Raw genomic sequence first — 21,000 nt, forward strand, 5'->3', positions numbered from 1 at the left:
CCGTCAATCAAGATCAAATCCAAATTTTCGGGGAAATAGGGTCGACACAATTTTTAAGAGCAGGGCTTCCAGTCCTGCTCTTTTTTTGTTTTAAACAGGCCTTGTGGCCTGCTGTGCTTTTTTTGAGATGCTTTGAAAGAATTATCAGCCGCGTTCGTCAACCAAGCGGACGCCATGGCACCAACCAATCTGATCCAGCACAATGTGTTTTTTCGGCGTTATCGCGGATTCCGTCCGCGAGATTCCGGGGCCCGACTGGTCGCCCGAGATCGGGAATGCCTGGCGGAAGCTGTTGGACGGAATTGATCGCGTCATCGCTCAGTGCGAGGCATCAATCGAGACGGCTGAAATCGTCACTCCCGCTCGAGGAAGTTCGAGCCGATGTCGGCTTTCTTCTTGATCGGGTCGTAGTCGCAATAGACGCCGTCGGCGACGAGCGTGTAGCTCGAAACGATCGTGTTCTTGTCAGGCTTGACCGAGTTCAATCCGATCACCGCAGTATGGGTCCCGGTATTCCATTTAAACGGAGTCGAACTCTGGGCCTTCTCGCAGGCCGCGACGGCTTCCGCGAACACATAGCCCTCGACGAAGGATTTCACTGTCCGCAGTTGGATTGCCATTCTCCAGTCAATGTAGAAGGCGCCGGCGAGGCCGGCAATCGTCAGGATCAAAAGCCCGATGATGATTCTTTGAAACGTCATTCCGCTGCTCCCCGCCCGCAATGCCGATCCAATACAGGATCGCTGGGCCGAGTGCACCCCAAAAGCCATTTGCCGATACAGCGGCAACACGGCGACGCGGCTTCAAAAACGCAGCGGCCCGGGCAGTGATGCCCGCGCCGCTAGTCTCAAAAGGCTCCAACTGCTACTTGCCGGGGATCTTGTCGTCGATGCCCTTGACGCAGAAGTCATGCTGAGGATCTGACCGTCGGCGAGGTAGTGGCCGCCCTTGCACTCGATTGTCTTGCCGTCCTGGTCGGTAACCCGGACATAGGCACGGCGTCTCGCGCGAAAATGGCTTGGCCGCCCGCCCGTCCTCGTCCCGCACGAAATCAGAGTCCCATCAGCCTCGACAGCCGTTCGACATCCAGAAAGCCTGCGTCATAGGCGAGCCACGCGACGGCAAGAAAAACTGCGGAGATCACGGTGGTCCAGATTATCTTGCGGCCCATCTGAGTCGCGATCGGCGCGCCGGGATCGGTGCCGGGAGGGAACTCACCGTCTTCGTGCTGACTGCGCACGCCGAAAGGCAGCGTCAGGAACAGCACGATCCACCAGATGACAAAGTAGATCGCGAACGCGGTTGAGATTGTGTAGACCATTGCGGACCTCAGGCCTGCTCGATTTCGACCAGCGCGCCGGAAAAATCCTTCGGGTGAAGGAACAGCACCGGCTTGCCGTGGGCGCCGATCCTTGGCTGCCCGTCGCCGAGCACCCGCGCGCCCTCCCGGATCAGGGTGTCGCGCGCGGCGATGATGTCGGGTACGTCATAGCAGATGTGGTGGATGCCGCCGTCGGCATTGCGTTCGAGGAATTTGGCGATCGGGGAGGTTTCGCCGAGCGGCTGGATGAATTCGATCTTGGTATTGGGCAGCGTCACGAACACGGTTATCACGCCGTGCTCCGGCAACGGCACAGCCGCCGAGATATCGGCGCCGAATGCCGCGCCATAGATCCTGGCGGCCTTCTCCGCATCCCTGACCGCGATCGCCACATGATTGAGCCGGCCCAGCATGATGCCCTCCGTAACTTCAGACCGTCAGAACGTGAACGTAGCACAGCGGCTTCTTGCCCCAATGCTCGTTGATCGTGGCGCGCACGGCCCGGCGTACCGACTCCGCCATGGCGTCGGGGTCGCGCCGCCGCGCCCGCGGCAGACCCTCCACCGTCGATACCACGACGTCGAACACGATCTCGTCGATGATCTCTCCGGCCGTATTCTTTTCGGGGATTCCAACCAGGTCAATCTCGGGATCGTCGGCCAGTTCACCCGTTTCGGTTACCGCGATCGCCACCAAGGCGCAGCCAGCGAAAGCCAGTTTGCGCCGTTCGACGACGGCACGGGATTTCGATTCCTCGAGGATCGAGCCGTCCTTGTAAAGCCGCCCCCACGGCAGTTCCTCGATCACCGAGGGATCGCCCGGACCCAATTTGACGAGATCGCCGTTACGGCAAATCAGGACCTTCGGCACGCCGGCGGCCCGCGCCAGTTTGGCGTGTTCGAACAGATGCAGCGCTTCGCCGTGAACCGGGATCAGCAGTTGCGGACGCACCCATGAAATCATGTCGCGGAGTTCATCGCGGCGTGGATGACCGGAGACATGGACGAGGTGGGTGCGGTCGGTAATGACCTCGATGCCCTGATTGATCAGGCCATTGATGATGGCACCTACCGCCTTCTCGTTACCCGGAATGGTGCGCGAGGAAAATATCACGCAGTCACCCTTGTTCAGTGTCACCTGCGGATGATCGTCATTGGCGATGCGCGACAGCGCCGCGCGCGGCTCGCCCTGGCTTCCCGTGCATAGCGCCAGCACCTTGTCGGGGGGAAAATGCCCGTAGAGATCTGCGCCGCGGAAATTCTGCACGCCGTCAAGGTAGCCGGTTTCACGAGCCACCTGCACTACGCGCTCCATGGCGCGGCCGACCACCACGACCTCGCGTCCGGCGGCGCGTGCCGCGTCAGCAACCGCGCGCAGCCGCGCGACGTTCGATGCAAACGTGGTCACGGCGACCCGGCCCTTGGCCGCCTTCACCAGTTCAGTGATGGTCCTGGCGACTTCGGCCTCCGACGGCGAACGCCCTTCCCGCACCGCGTTGGTGGAATCGCCGATGAGCGCCAGCACGCCGGCGTCCCCGAGTTCGCGCAACCGCCGCTCGTCGGTGGGCACGCCGATAATTGGCGTCGGATCGATCTTCCAATCGCCGGTGTGCAGCACGGTACCGGCGGAGGTGTGGATCGCCAGCGCGTGGGATTCCGGAATCGAATGCGCCACCGGAATGAATTCGACGCTGAACGGCCCGAGATCGATGCGCCCGCCCGAAGGCACTACCGTGACCGGAATTTTCGGAGGATTACGTTCGGAAGCGCATTTGGCCTCGAACAAGGCGGCGCTGAATTTGGTCGCGTAGACCGGGCACTTTAGCTTGGGCCACAGGTCGATGATGGCGCCGAAGTGATCTTCGTGGGCATGGGTCAGCACCAGGCCGATCAGGTTCTTTCGTTCCTTTTCGAGAAAACGGATATCGGGCATGATCAGATCAATGCCCGGCAAATGCTCCTCGTCGCCAAAGGACACCCCGAGATCGACCGCGAGCCAGGAGCGTTGATGGCGGTTGCCGAGCCCGTAGATCGACAGGTTCATGCCAATCTCGCCGACGCCGCCGAGTGGCGCAAAGGTCAGTTCGTCCGGTCGCGCCATTACGTTGTCCCTGCAGAAGCGGCTGAGCCGAAATAGACGTCGCCGGCCGATATCGGCACCCGCCTGCCCCCGGACGTCCGGACAACCAGGCAACCTGAATCATCGATGCTGTCGAAGGTCCCCTCCACAGTCGAGCCGCCTGTGTGGATCGCAACCCTTTGTCCAAGCCCGGCGGCACGCTCCAGCCAGAGCCGCCGGATTTCGCCAAAGCCGCGCCCGAGGTCCCAGATGCCGCGGAATTCCGCCCAGGTGTCCGACAGCGCGCCGAACAGATCCTCCGCGCCGATGTGGACGCCGAGCGCCGCGAGCGAGGTCGCCGGCGTTGGCGTGCCCTCCGGTGCGGCGACGACGTTGGTGCCGATGCCGACCACCACCGCCAGGCCATTGTCCGCCACGGCCTCCGCTTCCAGCAGGATGCCGGCGAGCTTTTGCCGCCCGGCCAGGACGTCGTTGGGCCATTTCAGCGAATACTTCATGTGGTCCGATCCCGCCGACCTCAGCGATGCTTCGACGCTTACCCGTTGCAGCGCCGCCTCGAGCGCAAGTCCCGCGGCAAATCCCAGCGTCGCCGCAACGGCCGGCGGCACCTCGATTACTTCGAGGACGCTGCTGGCGAGGTTGCCACGCGGCGCGATCCAGGGGCGATGCCGCCTTCCGCGTCCCGCCGTCTGCTCCGAGGTCACAAACCAGATCGGCCCGCGCTCGCCCGCGCGCGCGCGCGCCATCGCTTCCGCGTTGGTCGAGCCGATATGATCGAAGGCAGCGAGCCGGTAACCCGCCGATGTGGCTCGAGGACCGAGCGAGAATGCCATCTAAAACAGTGACTTCGCCGCGACCGTCGCTACGCTGACCAGCGGCCCCGGATAGACGAAGAAGAAAATGTTGAAAAGACCGGCGACTGCCAGCACCGTGCGCAATTCCATGCGCATCGGGTCGAGCCTGCCGAGCGGCTCGTCGAAATACATCACCTTGATGATGTTGAGATAGTAAAATGCGCCGACCACACTGGCGAGCACCCCGACAACAGCCAGCGTGAACAATCCGGCCTTGATCGCGGCGACGAACACATACCATTTTGCGAAGAAGCCCGCGAGCGGCGGAATGCCGGCCAGCGAAAACAACAGCATGGCGAAGAAGAAGGCCAGCAACGGATTGGTGCGCGACAATCCGGCGAAGTCGCTAATATTCTCGACATGCTGACCGTTGCGCTTCATGGTCAAGATGACCGCGAAGCTGCCGAGCGTCATCGCCACATAGATCGCGATATAGATGAGGACCCCCTGGGCGCCCTCTGCCGTGCCGGCAGCGAGCCCAACCAGTGCGAATCCCATGTGACCGATCGACGAATAGGCCATCAGTCGCTTGATGTTCTTCTGGCCGATGGCGGCGAACGAACCCAGCACCATCGAGGCGATCGCCACGAATACCACAATCTGCTGCCATTGCGAGACGATGCCTGGAAAAGCCGTGAGGGTCACGCGGGTAAATACCGCGAGTGCTGCGACCTTCGGCGCGGAGGCGAAGAATGCGGTCACGGGTGTCGGCGCGCCTTCATAGACGTCGGGCGTCCACATGTGAAACGGCACCGCCGAAACCTTGAAGCAAAGCCCTGCGAGCAGGAACACCAACCCAAACACGATGCCAATGCTGCCGGTCGTCACCGCCGCTGCGATGCCAGCGAAGCTGACGGTACCGGTGAAACCATAGATCAACGAGGCGCCGTACAGCAGCATGCCCGACGACAGGGCGCCGAGCACGAAATATTTCAGGCCGGCTTCCGTGGACTTCGCGTTATCGCGATTGCTCGCAGCCACCACGTAAAGCGCGAGCGACATCAACTCGAGCCCAAGATAGAGCATGATCAGGTCACCGGCCGAGATCAGCACCATCATGCCGAGAGTCGATAGAAGCACCAGGATCGAATATTCGAAGATCCGCCGGGACGGATCGGCCAGAAACTCCGCTGAAAGAACCAATGTCGCCACCGATCCGATCAGCGCCAGTATTTTCAGGAATCGCGCAAAGTCGTCGACGATGAAGCCGCCGCCGAAAGTGGTGAGTTTGCCGGCCGGCAGCCACAACTCCAGCGCGCCGGTCAGCACCAGCAGACAAACCGCAAGGCTGGTGACGAGGCTGGTGTTCTGCGAACCCCGATAGGCTCCCAACATCAGCAGCACCATGGCCCCGGCCGCCAGCACAAGCTCCGGCAGCACGGGCAGCAACTGATATCCTGCACTCTCAAAGCTCATGGCGCGTTGTCCTGACCTGGAGCCCATGCGGTTCTGATCAAATCAGACCAATAGGCTCCATCCTCCTTATTTGACGCGTTTTCTTCACGCGGACCGGTTTCCACTTCGTCCGAAAACGCTGCTGTTGCGTTCACGGCGTCAGCGCGGCTGCCTTCACGGCAGTCACTGCGGTGGTGTAGTTGTTGACGAGTTGCTGAACCGACGCCGCCGACATGTCCAGCACCGGCTTGGGGTAGAACCCGAACAGCAGGGTAAGAGCCACCAGCGGCACCAGCGTCAGGCTCTCACGGAAGGTGAGATCCTTGATGCTGGCCAGCGACGGTTTTACCAAAGCGCCGAACACGACTTTCCGATAAAGCCAAAGCGCATAGCAGGCCGACAGGATCACGCCTGTGGTCGCGAAGGTGGCGGTCGGGATCGAGACCTTGAAGGTACCGATCGTCGTCATGAACTCGCCGACGAAACCGGACGTCCCGGGTAGTCCGATGTTGGCCATGGTGAAAACCATGAACACGACAGCGTAGAGCGGCATGCGGTTGACCAGCCCGCCATAGGCGGTGATCTCGCGGGTGTGCATGCGGTCGTAGACGATGCCGACGCAGAGAAACAGCGCGCCCGAGACGATGCCGTGCGAGATCATCTGGAATACACCGCCGGCGACGCCCTGGGTGGTGCCCGCAAAAATCCCCATCGTGACGAAGCCCATATGGGCGACTGACGAATAGGCGATCAGCTTCTTGATGTCCTCCTGCATCAGCGCCACCAGCGAGGTGTAGATAATGGCAATAACCGAGAGCGAGAAGATCAGCGGCGCGAAGTCATGCGAGGCGGCAGGAAACATCGGCAGCGAGAAGCGCAGGAAGCCGTAGCCACCCATCTTCAGGAGGATAGCGGCCAGGATCACCGAGCCTGCAGTCGGCGCCTCCACATGGGCGTCGGGCAGCCACGTGTGCACCGGCCACATCGGCATCTTCACCGCGAAGGAGGCGAAGAACGCCAGCCACGCCCAGGTCTGCAACGACCGCGGCACGGCGGTATGCATCAGGGTCGGAATGTCTGTCGTGCCGGCGTTCCAGTACAGCGCCATGATCGCCAGCAGCATCAGGACCGAGCCGAGCAGCGTGTAGAGGAAGAACTTGAAGGAGGCATAGACCCGGCGCGGACCGCCCCACACCCCGATGATCAGGAACATCGGGATCAGGCCGCCCTCGAAGAATAGATAGAACAGCACAAGATCGAGCGCGGAAAACGTTCCGACCATCAACGTTTCCAGGAGCAGGAACGCCATCATGTATTCGCGCACCCGCATCGTCACCGATTTCCAGCTCGCGAGGATGCAGAGCGGCATCAAAGCGGTGGTCAGGATCACGAACGGCAGCGAAATGCCGTCGACGCCCATGTGATAGGTAATGCCGCTGGCGAGCCACGACAGCTTTTCGACGAACTGGAAATCCGGCTGCGCCGGATCAAAGCGCCAGACCAGGATCAGCGACACCGCGAAGGTAATTAGCGTGGTCCACAGCGCGATCCAGCGCGCATTTCGCTTGGCGGCTTCGTCGTCGCCGCGGCTGATATAGATCAGGAACGCGCCGACCACCGGCAGGAAGGTGACAACGGAGAGAATGGGCCAGGTCGTCATCACTGGCCTCCCACGCCGAACATGAACCAGGTGATCAATCCAGCGACCCCGATCAGCATCGCGAAGGCGTAGTGATAGAGATACCCGGTCTGCAGCTTCACGACGTTGCGGGTCACGTCGAGTACCCGCGCCGAAACGCCGTCGGGGCCAAAGCCGTCAATGATATAGCCATCGCCGACCTTCCACAGAAAGCGGCCGAGCCACTTCGTGGGCCGCACGAAGATGAGATCGTAAAGTTCGTCGAAATACCATTTGTTGAGCAGGAACTGGTAGAGTAGCCGGTGCTGCCGGGCGAGCTCGACGGGAATGTAAGGCCGGCGGATATAGAACAGCCACGCTACCAGGAAGCCCAGCGCCATCATCACCGTCGGCAGCAGCTTGATCGCCTCCGGCATCGTTTCCATGTCCTCGATGATGTGCGGGTGCATCTTCAGCGACTCGCGGAAGAACTCTTCCACGCCGTGGCCGGCGAACAATTCCTTGAACGGGAAGCCCGCAAGGATAGATCCGGCCGCCAAAATACCGATCGGGATCAGCATCCACAGCGGGCTCTCATGCGCCGCTTCATAATGCTCCTGGTCATGTGGCTCGCCGTGGAAAGTCTTGAAGATCAGGCGCCAGGAATAGAACGCGGTCAGTCCAGCCGCGATCACCGTCATCAGGAAGCCGTAGAACGCGAAGGGATTGTGCGAGACATAGGCGGATTCGATGATCGCGTCCTTGGAGAAATAGCCGGCGGTGAGCGGGAACCCGGTCAACGCCAGCGTCCCGATCACCATGACGATATAGGTAAAGGGAATCTTGTCCTTCAGCCCGCCCATGTTGCGGATGTCCTGCTCGTGATGCATCGCGTAGATCACCGAGCCCGAGCCCAGGAACAACAGCGCCTTGAAGAAGGCGTGCGTGAACAAATGGAACATGCCGACGGAATAAGCCCCCGCCCCCATTGCCACGAACATGTAGCCGAGTTGTGAACAGGTCGAATACGCCACGATACGCTTGATGTCGTTCTGCACGAGACCAACGGTCGCCGCAAAGAATGCGGTGGTGGCGCCGATGAACATGACGAACGCCTGTGCATCCGGCGCCAACTCGAACAGCGGAGACAGCCGTGCCACCATGAAGACACCGGCGGTGACCATGGTCGCGGCGTGAATCAAGGCGGAAACCGGCGTCGGGCCTTCCATGGCGTCCGGCAACCAGGTGTGCAGCAGGAACTGGGCCGACTTGCCCATCGCGCCCATGAACAGCAGCAGGCAGGTCAGCGTCAGCGCGTCGGCGTGCCAGCCGAAGAAATCGATGGTCTTGCCGGTCAGGCCGGGCGCGCCCGCGAAAATCGTCTCGAAGTCGATCGAGCCGATCAACGCGAAGATCGCGAAAATGCCGAGCGCAAAGCCGAAATCGCCGACGCGATTGACCACGAAGGCCTTGATCGCCGCAGCGTTCGCCGACGGCTTCTGGTACCAGAACCCGATCAGCAAATAGCTGGCGAGGCCGACGCCTTCCCAGCCGAAGAACAGCTGCACCAGATTATCCGCGGTCACCAGCATCAGCATCGCGAAGGTGAACAGCGACAGATAGGCGAAGAACCGCGGCCGGTACGGATCCTCATCCATGTAACCGATCGAATACACGTGCACGAGCGACGATATGGTGTTGACTACCACCAGCATCACGGCGGTCAGCGTATCGACCCGCAGCGACCACGCGACCTGCAGATCACCCGATGTGATCCACGGGAACAGCGCGATCCGGACGTCATGGTGCATGAATCCGACATCGACCAGCGCGAGCCAGGATAGCCCGGCCGAAACCAGCAACAGCCCGGTCGTGATTAGCTCGGCCGCGCGCGAGCCCGCCGCGGCCGGTTCGATCGCGTGATCGTCGTGGCCATGATCCCCGGCGGCATGCCCGTCATGGGCAACCGACGCATGCGCGTCCGGCCCGTGACCGGTTGCATGCATGACGCTCGCGTCCTCGTTGACCGGCTCGGCACCATGACCATCTGCGTCGTCATGGTGCTCGACGGTGTCCCCGCTCGGATTGCGCGCATGCGCTCCAAAGATAGAAATCAGTCCGGCGAGTATCGCGCCGATCAGCGGCAGAAAGACGATTGCCTGGATCATTGACGCGTTAGCCCTTCATCAGATTGACGTCTTCAACCGCGATCGAGCCGCGATTGCGGTAGTACACCACCAGCACCGCCAGCCCGATCGCCGTTTCCGCCGCGGCCACCGTCAGCACTAGCAGCGCGAACACCTGGCCGACGATGTCGCCCAGGAAGGTCGAAAACGCCACCAGGTTGATATTGACGGCGAGCAGGATCAGCTCGATCGACATCAGGATGATGATGATGTTCTTGCGGTTGAGGAAGATGCCGAGAATCCCCAGCGTGAACAGGATCGCGCCGACCGAGAGATAATGTCCGAGACCGATCGTCATTGCACCCACTCCGGCGCATCCGCATCCTGCAGGCCCTGCCCCGAGGCCACCTTGCGCACGCTCATGGCGAGTTCGGGCGTCCGCGCGTTCTGCACATTGATGTCCTGCCGCTTGACGCTGGCTTTGTGGCGCAGCGTCAGCACGATCGCGCCGATCATCGCGACCAAAAGCACCATGCCGGCGATCTGGAAGTAATGAATGTACTTCGTATAGAGCACGAGCCCGAGCGCTTCGGTATTGCTGACATTGGTCGGGATCGCCGCGGTAATCGACTTGGCAACGCCGGCATTGATGACCCAGCCGCCGCCGACCAGCAGCAGTTCGGCGAGAAATATCGCGGCGATCACGAGACCGATCGGCAGATATTCCAGAAAGCCCGAGCGCAGTTCGGTGAAATCAACATCCAGCATCATGATCACGAACAGGAACAGCGTCGCGACTGCCCCGACATAAACGAAGATGAGAACCATCCCCAAGAATTCGGCGCCCATCAGCACGAACAGGCCGGACGCGTTCACAAACGCCAGGATCAGGAACAGCACGGAATGCACGGGGTTGCGAGACGCAATCACCATGACGGCGGATGCGACGCAGATGCCGGCGAACAGATAAAAGAACAGCGCGGGAAGGATCATGCCCTCACCTCACCGGTACGGCGCGTCGAGTTCGATCGCTTTCGCAATCTCGCGATCCCAGCGGTCGCCATTGGCGAGCAGTTTCGCCTTGTCATAATAGAGTTCCTCGCGCGTCTCGGTCGCGAATTCGAAATTCGGTCCCTCGACGATAGCATCGACCGGGCAGGCTTCCTGGCATAGGCCGCAATAGATGCATTTCACCATGTCGATGTCGTAGCGCACGGTGCGGCGGGTGCCGTCGTTGCGACGCGGGCCGGCCTCGATGGTGATCGCCTGCGCCGGGCAGATCGCCTCGCACAGTTTGCAGGCGATGCAACGCTCCTCGCCATTGGGATAACGGCGCAAGGCATGCTCGCCGCGGAAGCGCGGCGAGATCGGGCCCTTCTCGAACGGATAATTCAGCGTCGGCTTCGGCTGGAAGAAATAGCGCATGGCAAGAAAGAACGCCGATACGAATTCTGACAGCAGAAGCGAGCGGGCGGTGGCGTTGATATTGACACTCATGGCGACCTCATTGCGGAGCGATCCCCGCGAAGTGCAGCACGCCGGCGACGACAACCACCATCGCCAGCGATAACGGCAGGAACACCTTCCAGCCGAGCCGCATCAACTGATCGTAGCGGTAGCGCGGCACGATCGCCTTCGCCATCGCAAACATGAAGAACATGAAAAATACCTTGAGCACGAACCAGATCACCCCCGGCACCCAGGTAAACGGCGGCACCGCGATCGGCGGCAGCCAGCCACCCAGGAACAGGATCGTCGCCATCGCGCACATCGTGGTGATCGCGACGTATTCGCCGAGCATGAACAAAAGGTACGGCGTCGAGCCGTATTCGACCATGAAACCGGCGACCAGTTCGGATTCGGCCTCCACCAGGTCGAACGGCGGACGGTTGGTTTCGGCCAACGCCGAGACGTAGAATACCACGAACATCGGAAACAGCGGCCACACGTACCAGTTCAGGAAGGTCAGTTGCGGCAAGCCGATCAGGCCACCCAGGCCCCGCGTGTTCTGCGCCTCAACCACGGTTGAAAGGTTGAGCGAGCCTGCGCACAGCAAAACGGTGATAATGACAAAACCGATCGATACTTCGTAACTCACCATCTGCGCCGCCGACCGAAGGGCGGCGAGGAACGGGTATTTCGAGTTCGACGACCAGCCGGCCATGATGATGCCGTAGATCGACAGCGAGGAGATCGCGAAGAGATAGAGCACGCCGACATTGATGTCCGAGATCACCCAGCCGAGATCCATCGGGATCACGGCCCAGGCCGCCAGCGCCAGCACGCAGCTCACCAGGGGCGCCAGCAGGAACACGCCCTTGTTGGCGCCGGAGGGAATGATCGGCTCCTTCAGCACGAACTTCAAAAGGTCGGCGAAGGACTGTAACAGGCCGAATGGGCCGACGACGTTGGGTCCGCGCCGAATCTGCACCGCCGCCCAGATCTTGCGGTCGGCCAGCAGGATGTAGGCGATCGCGATCAGGAGCACCACGAGTAGCAGCAGGCTCTCCGCCACCATGACGATCAGCGGCCAAAGGAAGCCGGTCCAAAATCCGCTTGCGAAAAATTCAGCCATCAGGTCACGCTCATTCCGCCGCCGTCAGCATTTGCGCGGAGGCCAGGCGGGAGCATTCCGCCATGACCGCCGAGGCGCGTGCGATCGGATTGGTCAGGTAAAAATCTTCAACCGAAGCCTTGAACGGCGCCTTCTCGACGCTCCCCCCTCTGCCAGCGAGCTTCTTGATGTCGCCCGCGTCGCCGGTTTCGATCCGGTCGAGGCGCATCAGATGTGGCACAGCCTTGAACATCGCCTGCCGCAAGGCCGGAAGCGAATCGTAGGGCAGCTTCTTTCCCATCACATCCGACAGCGCGCGGATGATCGCCCAGTCCTCGCGCGCCTCTCCCGGCGGAAACGCCGCGCGGCTGGCCATCTGTACCCGGCCTTCGGTGTTGACGTAGATGCCGGATTTTTCCGTATAGGCCGCCCCAGGCAGGATCACGTCGGCGCGATGGGCTCCGCGGTCGCCATGGGTGCCGATATAAACCACGAAGGTACCATCCGGCACCGTGATCTCATCGGCGCCGAGCAAAAATAGCACGTCGAGCGTGCCGAACGTCGTCATCAGCGCCGTGCTCAAGCCGCCGGCCCCGCCGGCAAAGCCGATATCGAGCGCGCCGACGCGCGATGCCGTATCCTGCAGCACGCCGAAGCCGTTCCAACCGTCCTTGATCGCGCCGAAATCCAACGCGAGTTTGGCCGCGAGCGCGAGAACCGCCGGCCCATCGTGCCGCGCAGCCGCAGCCGCTCCGACCAGCACGATTGGATTTTTCGCCCCCTTCAGCACATCCGCGAAGGAATGCTTGCCGGCGGCAAGGTCGCTGAGCGTATCCGTGCCCGCGCCGAGATGGTCGTAGGTATAGGTGAGGTCGGCCTTGGCGCCGATCAGACCGACCTTGAGCTGGCCGCTACGCCAGCGCTTGCGGATGCGCGCGTTGAGAACGGCAGCCTCCTTGCGCGGATTGGAACCCACGATCAGAAGCGCGTCGGCCTGCTCGATGCCGGCGATACCGGGATTGAAGATATAGGAGGCGCGACCGGCTTTCGCGTCGAAGGCGTCACCGCCCTGGACCGCGAGATTGACCGAACCGCATTTCGCCAGCAGCTCCTTGAGGGCGAACATTTCTTCCACCGCGGCGAGGTCGCCGGCGATGGCGCCGATCCGCTTGCCGTCGATCCGGCCGGCCTTCGCGGCAATCGCTTCAAATGCCTCGGGCCATGACGCCGCGCGAAGCTGGCCGTTTTCCCTGATATAGGGCCGGTCAAGCCGCTGTGTGCGCAGGCCGTCGACGACATGCCGGGTCTTGTCGGAAATCCACTCCTCGTTCACCGCCTCGTTGACCCGGGGCAGGATCCGCATCACCTCGCGACCGCGGGTATCGACCCGGATCGCCGAGCCGACGCCGTCCATGACATCTATCGACTGGGTCTTGCCGAGTTCCCAGGGCCGCGCGGCGAAGGCGTACGGCTTCGAGGTCAATGCACCCACCGGGCAGATATCGACCAGATTGCCCTGCAGTTCCGAAGTCAGTGCCGACTCCAGATAGGTGGTGATTTCCATGTCCTCGCCGCGGCCGGTCGCGCCGATCTCCGGCACGCCGCAGACTTCGGCGGCGAAACGGACACAGCGCGTGCACTGGATGCAGCGGTTCATCGAGGTCTTGACCAGCGCGCCCAGATACTTGTCCTCGACCGCGCGCTTGTTTTCGGCGAAGCGGCTGGTGTCAACGCCGTAGCCCATCGCCTGATCCTGCAGGTCGCACTCGCCGCCCTGATCGCAGATGGGGCAATCCAGCGGATGGTTGATCAGCAAGAATTCCATCACGCCTTCGCGCGCCTTCTTCACCATCGGCGAGCGGGTCAGGATTTCCGGCGGCTCGCCCTTCGGACCGGGACGGCAGTCGCGAACGCCCCAGGCGCAACTTGCGACCGGCTTCGGGCCACCCTTCACCTCAACGAGGCACATCCGGCAATTGCCGGCGATCGACAGCCGCTGGTGGTAGCAAAAGCGCGGAATTTCGGCGCCCGCGGCCTCGCACGCCTGCAGCAGCGTATATTCGGCCGGGACATCGATCTCTTTGCCATCGACGATGAGTTTGGTCATTGCTGTCTCAAGTCTTTCCCAGCTTGCAGTCAGCGCTGGCGGTCTTCATGGACGCCTTCACCCATTGCTGAGTGTCGGCATTGTAGGTTTCGAGATAGGCCGGCTCGGCCCTGGACTTCTCGCACAAAAACGGCAGATGCGGCTTCAGATCGTAATCGCAGGAGGCCAGCCACTCGTTCCGGTCGGCGAAGGCGGCGGTCGCCTCCTCGCATGCATAGAGAAAATAGGAGACGAAGTTCTCGTATTGAACCTGGTCGTCGCGGGGGCCAGCCTTGATCGCATCGTAGTCCGGCAACGAGAATTTAGGATTTTTGAACGCCAGATCAGTGTAGCCGAGAAACGCCTGCCGGGCGCTGACCGCGCGATTGTTGGAGCCGATTTCGTTGATCTGAAACAGGATGGCAGCGAAGCCAAGCAGTGCCACGCTCGCCTGCGCCATCTGCGCCAGCGTTCCGTATTTCTGCCACCAGAAGATGCTCGGTTGCCCCATCAGCATCACTCCGCCGCGACCATATGCGCGGGATCGAGAATACCGGCATCGTCCACGTCAGCCTTGCGCGAATACTGGTCGATGCGCTCCTCGATCTCGTGACGGAAATGCGCGATCAGGCCCTGGATTGGCCATGCCGCAGCATCGCCGAGCGCACAGATGGTGTGGCCCTCGACCTGTTTTGTCACTTCCAACAGCATGTCGATTTCGCGCTTGTGGGCGCGGCCCTCTGCCATACGGGTCAAGACGCGCCACATCCAGCCCGTGCCCTCGCGGCACGGCGTGCACTGGCCGCAGCTCTCGTGTTTGTAGAAATAGGAAATCCGCGCGATCGCCCGAATCAGATCGGTCGACTTGTCCATGACGATGACGGCTGCCGTGCCGAGACCAGAACGCAGTTTGCCGAGACTGTCGAAATCCATCGGGGTATCGATGATCTGGTCGGCCGGCACCATGCGCACCGAGGAGCCGCCGGGAATCACCGCCTTCAGGTTATCCCAGCCGCCACGGACCCCGCCGCAATGGCGCTCGATCAGTTCCCGGAACGGAATCCCCATCGCCTCTTCGACATTGCAGGGGCGCTCGACGTGACCGGAAATGCAAAACAGTTTGGTGCCGACATTGTTGGGCCGGCCGATGGCGGCGAACCAGGCGGCGCCGCGCCGCAGGATATCCGGCGCAACCGCGATCGACTCGACATTGTTGACGGTGGTCGGGCAGCCGTAGAGACCGACATTGGCCGGGAATGGCGGCTTCAGCCGCGGCATGCCCTTCTTGCCTTCGAGGCTTTCCAGCAGCGCCGTCTCTTCGCCGCAGATATAGGCGCCGGCGCCGTGGGTCACGTAAAGGTCGAACGGGAAGCCGTTGATATTGTTCTTGCCGATCAGCTTGGCCTCATAGGCCTGATCGACCGCGGCCTGCAGATGCTCGCGCTCCCGGATGAACTCGCCGCGCACGTAGATATAGCAGGCGTGCGCGCCCATCGCGAAACTCGCCAGCAGGCAACCCTCGACCAGCAGATGCGGATCGTGCCGCATGATTTCGCGGTCCTTGCAGGTGCCGGGTTCGGACTCGTCGGCGTTGACCACGAGATAGCTCGGCCGGCCGTCAGTGGATTGCTTGGGCATGAACGACCATTTCAAGCCGGTCGGAAAGCCCGCCCCGCCGCGCCCGCGCAGCCCCGAGGCCTTCATCTCGTTGATGATCCAGTCGCGTCCCTTGTCGATGATCGCCTTGGTGCCGTCCCAGGCGCCGCGGCGGCGCGCGCCCTCGAGACCCCAGTCCTGAAGGCCGTAGAGATTGCGGAAGATGCGGTCCTTGTCGTCGAGCATGACTTGAAGCTTCCTCGGGGGTCAGCGATTGGACTGCATGTAGGCGAGGCCTGCGGCGCAGCCGCCGAAAGCCAGCGCCCACAACAGGCTCGTATCGAGCGACGCACTCATTCCGTAGCGCTGCAGCAGAAAAATGAATGCTGCGGCCGCCAGGGTATGCAGTGCGATATAGCGCCAGTTTTTCATCGCACCACCACTCCCCGGCCTCACCGCTTGCAACGTTCGGCCGCGCATCACGTGGTTTCCTTCAGCGTGGTCGGTCCGCCCATTGGCGCGGAGAATTGACGGCCATTCTGCGGCCCGGGCTTCGGAAGATTGCCGGAGGCAAAGCCGTCCAGCACCTTGCCGAAGTTTTCCTTGGTCAGGTCCTCGTAGGTATCACTCCAGATCAACACCATCGGCGCATTGACGCACGCGCCAAGGCACTCGACCTCTTCCCAGCTGAAATTGCCATCCTTGGAGAGATGGAAGGGCTCGTGATGGATGCGGCTCTGGCACATCTCGATAATATCGCCGGCGCCGCGCAACCGGCACGGCGTGGTGCCGCAGACCTGGACGTGGGCCTTCTTGCCGACCGGCTGCAGCTGGAACATCGTATAGAAGGTCGCGATCTCAAGAGCTCGGATGTAGGGCATCTCAAGCAGATCCGCGACCGCACGGATCGCCGCTTCCGAAACCCACCCGTCATGCTGTTCCTGGACCCGCCACAGGATCGGGATCACCGCCGAGGCCTGGCGGCCGGGCGGATATTTGGCGATCTGCTCTTTCGCCCAAGCGAGAGTCTCCGCTGAGAACGTGAAGTTCGCGGGCTGAAGTTCCTTCGGTGCGAGGCGGCGGACGGACATTGTCGTTCAGTCTCTCATTGCATGCGGCGCGCGGTGCTTGCGTTCAGCGCGTTGATCCGGCCCTGCCAGAATGCGCTGGCGGTGCCGAATACGTTATAACCGACGTGGGATGAAACCTTGATACGGTCGAGGATCGAAAGCTCGCTCACGGTTTCCAGGCGATTGGTGCGCGGATCGTAGACGATCAGCTTGAGCGGGGTTTGTTCGAGGATATAGCGCGACACGGTATGGTTCGAATCGTTGCCGTGTTCCTCGCACAGCAACACGCTGTCGCCCTGCAACAGCCGCTTGCCGCCCTTGATGGCTTCGATCTCGACGCCTTCGACATCGAGTTTGATCAGGTATTTTCCATCAGGAGAAATCTTGCCGTCATCGAGCAAATTATCGAGCGCGATGACCGGCACGTCCTCGCCGCCGCCACTCGTGTTGCCGGCAATGCTGAAAGCCTCATGCTTGGTGCCGGACAGCCGCGCGGTGCCGCGCGCCGCCCCGATTGCGCACTTCAGAACCTCAAAACGGTTGCCGTTGATTTCGGAATTGTTCGCAAGCTTGACGAAATTCTGCGACGACGGTTCGATCGCGATCGCCTTGTGCGAACCGTAAGGTATGCTCGAGATCAGCACCGACCAATAACCGAAATTCGCGCCGCAATCGATCAGCGTGTAGTCGACGCCGACGGAATCCCGGAACAGCATTTCCAGTTCGTCTTCGTAGGAGAACGAGCGGTTGAGCAGCTTGCTCCAGTAACCGTCGCCATAGGGAAATTCGAACGTCGCATCGGAATTTAGCCGGATCGCGATGTCGCGCTGGGGCAGAGTCTTGCGCAGGAGATTGGCGCAGCTGTTGTAACCGCGGTGCGAAAACGTCGATGCCACCTTCGAGCCCGATGACAAAGCCAGCGCCGCCAACCGCTCCCACGCGTTGGCGCCCTCGAGCACGCCGGTAGTCCGGTCAAACTGGATGGGCGGCATGACGATCACCGGTCGACTTCTCCGAACACGATATCGAGCGAGCCGAGAATGGCCGAGACGTCGGCCAGCAGATGGCCCTTGCAGATGAAATCCATCGCCTGCAGATGGGCAAATCCCGGCGCGCGGATCTTGCATTTGTAGGGCTTGTTGGTGCCGTCGGCGACCAGATAGACGCCGAACTCGCCTTTCGGCGCCTCGACCGCAGCGTAGACTTCGCCGGCGGGCACGTGAAAGCCTTCGGTGTAGAGCTTGAAGTGATGGATCAAAGCCTCCATCGAGCGCTTCATCTCGCCCCGGCGCGGCGGAAAGATCTTGTTATCCTCGACTGCGACGGGTCCCTGCCCGTCGGCGGCGCGCAGCTTTTCGATGCACTGTCTCATGATGCGCACCGACTGGCGCATTTCTTCCATCCGGATGCAGTAGCGGTCGTAGCAATCGCCGTTCTTGCCGATCGGAATGTCGAAATCCATCTCGGCGTAACATTCGTAAGGCTGAGCCTTGCGCAGGTCCCAGGCGGCGCCCGAGCCGCGCACCATCACGCCGGAAAAACCCCACTCCCAGGCCTGCTTCAGCGTGACCACGCCGATATCGACGTTGCGCTGCTTGAAGATGCGGTTGCCGGTGAGCAACCGTTCGAGATCGGCGACCACACCCAGGAACGGCTCGCACCAGGCTTCGATATCGTCGATCAGTTTCGGCGGCAGGTCCTGGTGGACGCCGCCGATCCGAAAATACGCCGCATGCATCCGCGAGCCGGAGGCGCGCTCGTAGAACACCATCAGCTTTTCGCGCTCTTCAAAGCCCCACAGCGGCGGGGTAAGCGCGCCGACGTCCATCGCCTGGGTAGTGACGTTGAGAAGATGCGACAGGATGCGGCCGATCTCGCAGTAAAGAACCCGGATCAGTTGTCCGCGGCGCGGCACGACAATGCCGAGCAGCTTTTCCGCCGCCAGACAGAACGCGTGTTCCTGATTCATCGGCGCGACATAGTCGAGCCGGTCGAAATACGGGATCGCCTGCAGATAGGTCTTGTGCTCGATCAGCTTCTCGGTGCCGCGATGAAGCAGTCCGATATGCGGATCGACGCGAGCGACCACCTCGCCGTCGAGTTCCAGCACCAAGCGCAGCACGCCGTGCGCGGCCGGATGCTGCGGACCGAAGTTGATGGTAAAGTTGCGAAGATTCTGTTCGTTCATTGAGAGGCGCTCCGCGCCTTAGTGAATGGCGAATGGCGAATGGCGAATGGAATCATTTCGCGGACTTGTCCTGCAGTGACCGCAACAACGCACGAAGCATTTTGCCCAAGCTCTCGCACTGAACGAGAACTGTCTGCAAATCGAGCACCGGGAGGATTCCGACGCGCTCCGCCAAAAGAAGATGTGTTTCCAGCTCCTTCACAGAGCCTTGTGAGACTCGAAGATGCTGCACGAAATTGCCGGTATTTTCTCGCCCATGGCCTTCCGCAATATTGGCCGGAACCGATCCTGCCGCGCGCCTGATTTGCGATGTCAGTCCGAACAGTTCGTCGCGAGGAAACTGGCGCGTCAGTCGATAGCAGGATTCCGCCAAGGTCATGGCATCCTGCCATACCCTTAGGTCCCGATACGAATTGATCGATGGTTCGGTCAACAGCCATCCCTATTCGCCACTCGCCACTCGCCATTCGCTATTCGCCACTTCTCTTCTCATCTCCGGGCAGGATCGGATAATCGGCCCCCTCCCACGGAGACAAGAAATCGAATTTGCGGAATTCCTGATTGAGACGGACGGGTTCGTAGAGCACCCTCTTCTCCTGGTCGTCGTAACGCACCTCAAGGAAGCCGGTGAGCGGGAAATCCTTGCGCAGCGGATGGCCTTCGAAGCCGTAATCCGTCAACAGCCGCCGCATGTCCGGATGGCCGGTGAAGATCACGCCGTAGAGATCGTAGCACTCGCGTTCGAACCAGTCGGCGCCCGGAAACACATCGATGATCGATGGCACCTGTGTCGCTTCATCGGCTTCCGCGCGCAGGCGGATCCGCGCGTTCAGCGTCGGAGACAGAAAATGGTAGATGACGTCAAAGCGCTTCTCGCGTCCGGGATAATCCACCGCCGTCACATCGATGAAGCTGACAAAACGGCAACCCGGATCGTCGCGCAGGAAGCGCACGACATCGACGATCCTGTCGGCGTGCACCGCTACCGTGAGTTGGCCGAACGCGACCGCATGATCGGTCGCCGCCCCCGGAAGCGCACTAACAATCGTCTGCCCCAGGGCGTCGAGCCTGCCGTCGTCCATTACGAAAACCCTTAGCGTTCGATGGTTCCGGTGCGCCGGATTTTCTTCTGCAGCAGCAGAATGCCGTAGAGCAGCGCTTCCGCCGTCGGCGGGCAGCCGGGCACGTAGATGTCGATGGGCACGATGCGGTCACAGCCGCGCACCACCGAATATGAATAGTGATAGTAGCCGCCGCCATTGGCGCACGATCCCATCGAGATCACATAGCGCGGCTCGGGCATCTGGTCGTAGACCTTGCGCAGCGCAGGCGCCATCTTGTTGGTCAGAGTGCCTGCGACGATCATTACGTCGGACTGCCGTGGCGAAGCGCGCGGCGCAAAACCAAAGCGCTCGACGTCATAGCGCGGCATCGACACCTGCATCATCTCGACCGCACAACATGCCAGGCCGAAGGTCATCCACATCAGCGATCCCGTACGCGCCCAGGTGATGAGGTCGTCGGTGGCCGCAACGAAAAAGCCCTTGTCGGACAGTTCGTGATTGACCTCGAGAAAGTAAGGATCGTTGGCACCGACCGGTTTTCCGGTGGAGGGATCGAGAATGCCGGTCGCTGCCGGCGCCATCGCCGGTGCAAATCCGGGTTTTGCGGCAGTTGGGCTCAATCCCATTCGAGCGCGCCTTTCTTCCATTCATAGGCAAAGCCGACGGTGAGCACGGCGAGGAAAACCAGCATCGACCAGAAGCCGGTTGCACCGAGCTTCCCGAACGCCACCGCCCACGGGAACAGGAATGCCACTTCCAGATCGAAAATAATGAAGAGTATCGCCACCAGGTAGAACCGGACGTCAAATTTCATGCGGGCGTCGTCGAATGCGTTGAATCCGCATTCATACGCCGACAGCTTTTCCGGATCGGGCTGCTGGAACGCCACCAGAAAGGGCGCGATCAGGAGCGCCAGACCGATCAGGCTCGCTACCCCGATGAACACCACAAGTGGAAGATAATTCTGCAGGATACCGGTCATCGGCGGCGCCTTTTCCTGCGGTCTTTCGCGTCCCGCAGATTCGTTAATTGGAATTATTCTGAGGCTT

Annotated in this window: 23 protein-coding genes; all 23 read right to left on the reverse strand. The window is 61.3% G+C overall.

All coding sequences use genetic code 11. The annotated features are described in order from the left end of the window. Positions 1 to 353 precede the first annotated feature (353 nt). Entirely contained in the window at positions 354 to 701 is a 348-nt protein-coding gene (locus B5527_RS22110; protein ID WP_079603426.1) for a hypothetical protein, read from the reverse strand. Between the two features lie 350 nt (positions 702 to 1,051). Then, complete coding sequence (locus tag B5527_RS22115; protein ID WP_079603427.1) at positions 1,052 to 1,321, reverse strand: DUF1467 family protein; 270 nt, start codon at positions 1,319 to 1,321, stop codon at positions 1,052 to 1,054. 8 nt (positions 1,322 to 1,329) lie between these two features. Next, the gene (gene mce / locus B5527_RS22120) at positions 1,330 to 1,734 is read right to left on the reverse strand and encodes a methylmalonyl-CoA epimerase (RefSeq protein ID WP_079603428.1); all 405 of its coding nucleotides are present in this window, start codon (positions 1,732 to 1,734) and stop codon (positions 1,330 to 1,332) included. Between the two features lie 16 nt (positions 1,735 to 1,750). After that, on the reverse strand, positions 1,751 to 3,421 hold the full coding sequence (locus tag B5527_RS22125; RefSeq protein WP_079603429.1) for a ribonuclease J: 1,671 nt from the start codon (positions 3,419 to 3,421) through the stop codon (positions 1,751 to 1,753). Next, positions 3,421 to 4,233: a biotin--[acetyl-CoA-carboxylase] ligase gene (locus tag B5527_RS22130; protein WP_079603430.1), complete on the reverse strand. Its 813-nt coding sequence runs from the start codon at positions 4,231 to 4,233 to the stop codon at positions 3,421 to 3,423. Before B5527_RS22130 ends, B5527_RS22125 begins: the two co-directional genes overlap by 1 nt. Further along, entirely contained in the window at positions 4,234 to 5,670 is a 1,437-nt protein-coding gene (gene nuoN, locus B5527_RS22135; RefSeq protein WP_079603431.1) for an NADH-quinone oxidoreductase subunit NuoN, read from the reverse strand. A gap of 130 nt (positions 5,671 to 5,800) precedes the next feature. After that, positions 5,801 to 7,309: an NADH-quinone oxidoreductase subunit M gene (locus tag B5527_RS22140; protein WP_079603432.1), complete on the reverse strand. Its 1,509-nt coding sequence runs from the start codon at positions 7,307 to 7,309 to the stop codon at positions 5,801 to 5,803. After that, positions 7,309 to 9,435: an NADH-quinone oxidoreductase subunit L gene (nuoL, locus tag B5527_RS22145; protein ID WP_079603433.1), complete on the reverse strand. Its 2,127-nt coding sequence runs from the start codon at positions 9,433 to 9,435 to the stop codon at positions 7,309 to 7,311. The genes B5527_RS22140 and nuoL overlap by 1 nt, the downstream gene beginning before the upstream one ends. A gap of 7 nt (positions 9,436 to 9,442) precedes the next feature. Then, positions 9,443 to 9,751, reverse strand: coding sequence for an NADH-quinone oxidoreductase subunit NuoK (nuoK, locus tag B5527_RS22150; protein ID WP_079603434.1), 309 nt, complete (start codon positions 9,749 to 9,751; stop codon positions 9,443 to 9,445). Further along, a complete protein-coding gene (locus B5527_RS22155) occupies positions 9,748 to 10,386 on the reverse strand; it encodes an NADH-quinone oxidoreductase subunit J (protein WP_079603435.1) in 639 nt (212 codons plus the stop codon). The genes nuoK and B5527_RS22155 overlap by 4 nt, the downstream gene beginning before the upstream one ends. Positions 10,387 to 10,395: 9 nt before the next feature. Further along, positions 10,396 to 10,890, reverse strand: a complete 495-nt coding sequence (gene nuoI / locus B5527_RS22160) for an NADH-quinone oxidoreductase subunit NuoI (RefSeq protein ID WP_079603436.1) — start codon at positions 10,888 to 10,890, stop codon at positions 10,396 to 10,398. A 7-nt stretch (positions 10,891 to 10,897) separates the two neighbouring features. Further along, entirely contained in the window at positions 10,898 to 11,968 is a 1,071-nt protein-coding gene (gene nuoH, locus B5527_RS22165) for an NADH-quinone oxidoreductase subunit NuoH (RefSeq protein WP_079603437.1), read from the reverse strand. Between the two features lie 10 nt (positions 11,969 to 11,978). Continuing rightward, the gene (gene nuoG / locus B5527_RS22170) at positions 11,979 to 14,054 is read right to left on the reverse strand and encodes an NADH-quinone oxidoreductase subunit NuoG (RefSeq protein WP_079603438.1); all 2,076 of its coding nucleotides are present in this window, start codon (positions 14,052 to 14,054) and stop codon (positions 11,979 to 11,981) included. A 7-nt stretch (positions 14,055 to 14,061) separates the two neighbouring features. Further along, positions 14,062 to 14,544, reverse strand: a complete 483-nt coding sequence (locus B5527_RS22175) for a hypothetical protein (protein WP_154072442.1) — start codon at positions 14,542 to 14,544, stop codon at positions 14,062 to 14,064. A gap of 5 nt (positions 14,545 to 14,549) precedes the next feature. Beyond that, positions 14,550 to 15,875 (reverse strand): NADH-quinone oxidoreductase subunit NuoF, encoded by a 1,326-nt coding sequence (gene nuoF / locus B5527_RS22180; protein ID WP_079603440.1) that lies wholly within the window; start codon positions 15,873 to 15,875, stop codon positions 14,550 to 14,552. Positions 15,876 to 15,896: 21 nt separating this feature from the next. Next, positions 15,897 to 16,109, reverse strand: coding sequence for a hypothetical protein (locus B5527_RS44335; RefSeq protein ID WP_154072443.1), 213 nt, complete (start codon positions 16,107 to 16,109; stop codon positions 15,897 to 15,899). Beyond that, complete coding sequence (gene nuoE / locus B5527_RS22185) at positions 16,109 to 16,720, reverse strand: NADH-quinone oxidoreductase subunit NuoE (RefSeq protein WP_079603441.1); 612 nt, start codon at positions 16,718 to 16,720, stop codon at positions 16,109 to 16,111. Before nuoE ends, B5527_RS44335 begins: the two co-directional genes overlap by 1 nt. A 14-nt stretch (positions 16,721 to 16,734) precedes the next feature. Continuing rightward, the gene (locus tag B5527_RS22190; RefSeq protein ID WP_079607428.1) at positions 16,735 to 17,691 is read right to left on the reverse strand and encodes an FkbM family methyltransferase; all 957 of its coding nucleotides are present in this window, start codon (positions 17,689 to 17,691) and stop codon (positions 16,735 to 16,737) included. A gap of 5 nt (positions 17,692 to 17,696) precedes the next feature. Continuing rightward, positions 17,697 to 18,887, reverse strand: coding sequence for an NADH-quinone oxidoreductase subunit D (locus B5527_RS22195; RefSeq protein WP_079603442.1), 1,191 nt, complete (start codon positions 18,885 to 18,887; stop codon positions 17,697 to 17,699). Between the two features lie 52 nt (positions 18,888 to 18,939). After that, a complete protein-coding gene (locus tag B5527_RS22200; RefSeq protein WP_154072894.1) occupies positions 18,940 to 19,266 on the reverse strand; it encodes a four helix bundle protein in 327 nt (108 codons plus the stop codon). Positions 19,267 to 19,357: 91 nt separating this feature from the next. Next, positions 19,358 to 19,969 (reverse strand): NADH-quinone oxidoreductase subunit C, encoded by a 612-nt coding sequence (locus B5527_RS22205; RefSeq protein ID WP_079603444.1) that lies wholly within the window; start codon positions 19,967 to 19,969, stop codon positions 19,358 to 19,360. Between the two features lie 11 nt (positions 19,970 to 19,980). Further along, a complete protein-coding gene (locus B5527_RS22210; RefSeq protein ID WP_079603445.1) occupies positions 19,981 to 20,577 on the reverse strand; it encodes a NuoB/complex I 20 kDa subunit family protein in 597 nt (198 codons plus the stop codon). Further along, positions 20,568 to 20,933, reverse strand: coding sequence for an NADH-quinone oxidoreductase subunit A (locus B5527_RS22215; RefSeq protein ID WP_079603446.1), 366 nt, complete (start codon positions 20,931 to 20,933; stop codon positions 20,568 to 20,570). Before B5527_RS22215 ends, B5527_RS22210 begins: the two co-directional genes overlap by 10 nt. Between the last annotated feature and the right edge of the window lie 67 nt (positions 20,934 to 21,000).

The organism is Bradyrhizobium erythrophlei, from assembly GCF_900129425.1.
Lineage (GTDB): Bacteria > Pseudomonadota > Alphaproteobacteria > Rhizobiales > Xanthobacteraceae > Bradyrhizobium > Bradyrhizobium erythrophlei_C.